This is a genomic window from Paenibacillus lentimorbus NRRL B-30488 (genome assembly GCF_000411595.1).
Lineage (GTDB): Bacteria > Bacillota > Bacilli > Bacillales > Bacillaceae > Bacillus > Bacillus velezensis.
This window is the reverse complement of sequence record NZ_ANAT01000022.1, coordinates 1-3250: the sequence shown is the minus strand read 5'-3', so window position 1 is coordinate 3250 and position 3250 is coordinate 1. Positions and strand designations below refer to the sequence as shown.

At 34.0% G+C, this 3250-nt stretch carries 5 protein-coding genes; 2 read left to right on the top strand and 3 right to left on the bottom strand.

Features of this window, described 5'->3' with window-relative positions; genetic code table 11:
- Positions 1-670, top strand: a 670-nt coding sequence (locus D368_RS12920; RefSeq protein ID WP_128574859.1) for an HD domain-containing protein, incomplete at its 5' end; no start/stop codon positions are given.
- Between the two features lie 113 nt (positions 671-783).
- Positions 784-1005 (top strand): sporulation YhaL family protein, encoded by a 222-nt coding sequence (locus D368_RS12915; protein WP_128574858.1) that lies wholly within the window; start codon positions 784-786, stop codon positions 1003-1005.
- Between the two features lie 52 nt (positions 1006-1057).
- On the opposite strand, the gene D368_RS12910 is transcribed toward D368_RS12915, so the two are convergent.
- Genes D368_RS12910 through D368_RS12900 form a run of 3 tightly spaced genes read right to left on the bottom strand, consistent with a single transcriptional unit; the run spans position 1058 to position 3045 of the window.
- Positions 1058-1513, bottom strand: coding sequence for a hypothetical protein (locus D368_RS12910; protein ID WP_128574857.1), 456 nt, complete (start codon positions 1511-1513; stop codon positions 1058-1060).
- A gap of 25 nt (positions 1514-1538) precedes the next feature.
- Positions 1539-2252 carry an SAR2788 family putative toxin gene (locus tag D368_RS12905; protein WP_486129257.1) on the bottom strand — a complete coding sequence of 238 codons (714 nt, stop codon included), beginning with the start codon at positions 2250-2252 and terminating at the stop codon, positions 1539-1541.
- A gap of 58 nt (positions 2253-2310) precedes the next feature.
- A complete protein-coding gene (locus D368_RS12900; RefSeq protein WP_486129256.1) occupies positions 2311-3045 on the bottom strand; it encodes a S8 family serine peptidase in 735 nt (244 codons plus the stop codon).
- Between the last annotated feature and the right edge of the window lie 205 nt (positions 3046-3250).

Here is a 3250-nt window from a genome sequence, read left to right as displayed (position 1 = left end):
AGAACGAAATGTCAGTATTGATGATTTTCTGGAAACGGCGCCGATTCCGAAAAATGAAATGATGGAAACCGTCACTCAATACATTTTTGAAATGAAAAATCCAAACATCCAGCGGATCACAAGACATCTGGTCAAAAAATATGCGGTGGAGTTTATGGATTACCCGGCGGCGGCTAAAAACCACCATGAGTTCGTCTCCGGGCTCGCGTATCATGTAGTGTCCATGCTGAACCTGGCAAAAGCGATTGCCGATCTGTATCCGTCTCTTGACCGGGATTTACTGTATGCCGGAGTCATTCTGCATGATCTCGGCAAAGTAAAAGAGCTTTCAGGCCCCGTCTCCACGACGTACACCGTGGAAGGGAATCTGCTCGGGCACATTTCGATCATGGTGACAGAGCTTTCAAAAGCGGCCGAAGAGCTTCAGATTGACGCTGAAGAAGTGCTGATTCTGAAGCATTTGATTTTAAGCCATCACGGAAAAGCAGAATGGGGAAGCCCGAAACCGCCGATGGTGAAAGAAGCGGAAATTCTGCACTACATTGACAATCTGGATGCAAAAATGATCATGATGGACAGAGCGCTGGAACGGGTGAAGCCGGGCGAATACACAGAGCGTGTATTTGCGCTTGAAAACCGTTCTTTCTACAAACCGACGTTCCATCAATAAGATAAAAAGGCCGATTCTCTATGATCGGTCTTTTTACGTTCAGCTCTCATAACTTGTCTTTATCAAGCATAGCTTAGAATAAAGACTCTTGGTGAAAAAGGGAGGAAACCGACGTGCTATTTTTTCCTTGGTGGGTATACCTTTGCATTATCGGAATTATTTTCAGCGCCTATAAGCTTTTCACAACAGCTAAAGAAGAGGAAAAGCTTGACCAGTCGTTTATTGAAAAAGAAGGAAGGGTGTATATTGAACGGATGATGGAGGAGAAAGAACGCAGATTTTCGAAAACGCTGTCTGATAATGGGAATAATGATAAATCAAAATCAATAGTCTGAAAATAAAAACTTGCAGAAAAATTATCTGCAAGTTTTTTCAACAAGAAAAATATTAGCCCTTCAAATCATTTAAGAAACTCTTAGCATATTCATGTTCAGGGTCAATTTCAAGTATCCTAAAGGCCATTTGTTTAGCTTCTTCTTCAGAAACGAGTTCTTCAGGATCTCTGTTTAATATCAGAAACGGTACCAAGTATTCAACTTCATTACCACTGCTAAGCTCAAAAGCTTTACGAGCATGATAAAGGGATGCTAATGTAGCATTCTCCAAACTACAAAGAGGAAGTGTTAAAATGTAAAATGCGGTAATATGAAGTTTAGCTGATTCATGATAAAGCATATACTCTATCAAAAAAGGATACCATAAGATATTTAAATCTTCTGTGGTTGCAAAATTGACCATTTTGATTTGGAAGGTTTCTAAATCCATTTGTTCTGCCAGTAAGATTGCATTTTTGAAATCTAGATTCAAGATAAGGTGTTCAAGAGATTCAGTTCCGTTAGACATTAAATTTAAGTCCTTCCTCGTCTCATTATTTTACAAAAGCAGTAGAGATACTGGATTCAGCTCGAGCAAGCTTGTTGTATCTGATCACGACCGTATGGCCGTTTATTTTTAGCTTCTTCTCACTAAAAAAAGCATTAACATATGTTTCTTTTCCAAATCTCATGGTAAGATTCAAAGTTTTTTGAACAGATGGCCAATCTGCTTTGAAAAGTATCTTATTCCAATTATGTTTTTTTGCCATAATATGATTTATTTTATTTTTATTTATTTTTACATAAGGTGACATCACATTAAAGTTAGTTTTCGTCTTAGCTCTTTTAACTGCTGTTTTACCATGTTTTTTCTGCGCTGCTTTTTCACCATTTTTTAAGAGATATTGTAGAATCTTCATGTTAGATGCAGCAGATGCATGAACTTTGGATGTATCAATGTTATAAACTAAATTTTTGTCTGTATCTTTTATAGTAGCTTTATATATATTTTCTTTTAATTTATGAGAAGTTACAAGAAGGTGATTGATTTTTTTGCCGTTATCATTATTTAATTCAACTTGTACATCCATTTTGTTTGTCTTTTTATTCAGTTTAATGTTTGCTACTGCAGTTATATGATCATTTTCATATGTAGATTTTATAAATAAGTCTTGTTTTGTTTCTCTTATGATCTTAGCGGAATTCTTTTCTGTAGCATTGGTATTTTCAAAAGCATGCGCAGAGTTTACATCTACTGAAAAAGAAATAAGTAAAGTAAGAGTTAAAAAAATAAAAGAAATTTCTTCATTATATCCTCCGTATAAATTAGTTTTTTAAGTGTCCATATCCAAATTTTCTTTTCTCATTGTCATTACCTAATTTAAAAGTAAAGGGTGAAAGTATCTCTCTAATGTTTAAATAATTTATGTTCTTTTGTTGGTGTGCAATAACTGTGGTAATAATTCTTGTTGCATAAGCCGTTGCAAAGGATGTGCCTGTAAAAGAAGCAACCTCATTTTTATTGTTAATAGATTTTATATTGGAACCAGGCATGGCATAATCAATTTTTCCTGTTGCCGAAAAGTCTGATAAGGAATAATTTTGATTCAATGCATTAATAGATAACACCCCCTGATATTTCGCAGGATAATCTACACTTAATCCATAATTATTACCAGATGCAGCAATAATAATTATACCCTTGCTTAATGCTTTTTGAATAACAGATTGCAATTCTTTAGAATTGTCTTGAACACCAGAACTTATATTTATTATTTTAATATTTTCAGATATACACCAATCAATTGCCTTAATGAGTGAACTGACATCTCCATTACCATTTTTATCGAGAACTTTTACATCAGAGATTTCTATCTTAGTACGTTGTTCAACCATTCTTTTGTCAACATTTAAAGATATAATTCCTGCTATTGCTGTTCCATGGTTATAATCATCATTTATCTTCTGGTTCTGATTTAATGCATTGAATTCTTTAACAACAAATTTTCTTAGTTCTTTATTATCTTTATTAATACCACTGTCTAGAATAGCAACTTTTATACCTTCACTATTTTCTAAGTTGTCAGAATTGATAAAAAGAAAAGAAATAAGGACTAAGAGTACAGAAAAAGCTTTTTTAAACTTAAATCACCGCCTTTTTACCTGATATCATAATGTGGAAATAATACCACATTATGATATCACCAACTGTAGTTGTTGTAAATACCAAAATTTTAATTATGTAGATGTATTGATTAAGTAGTAT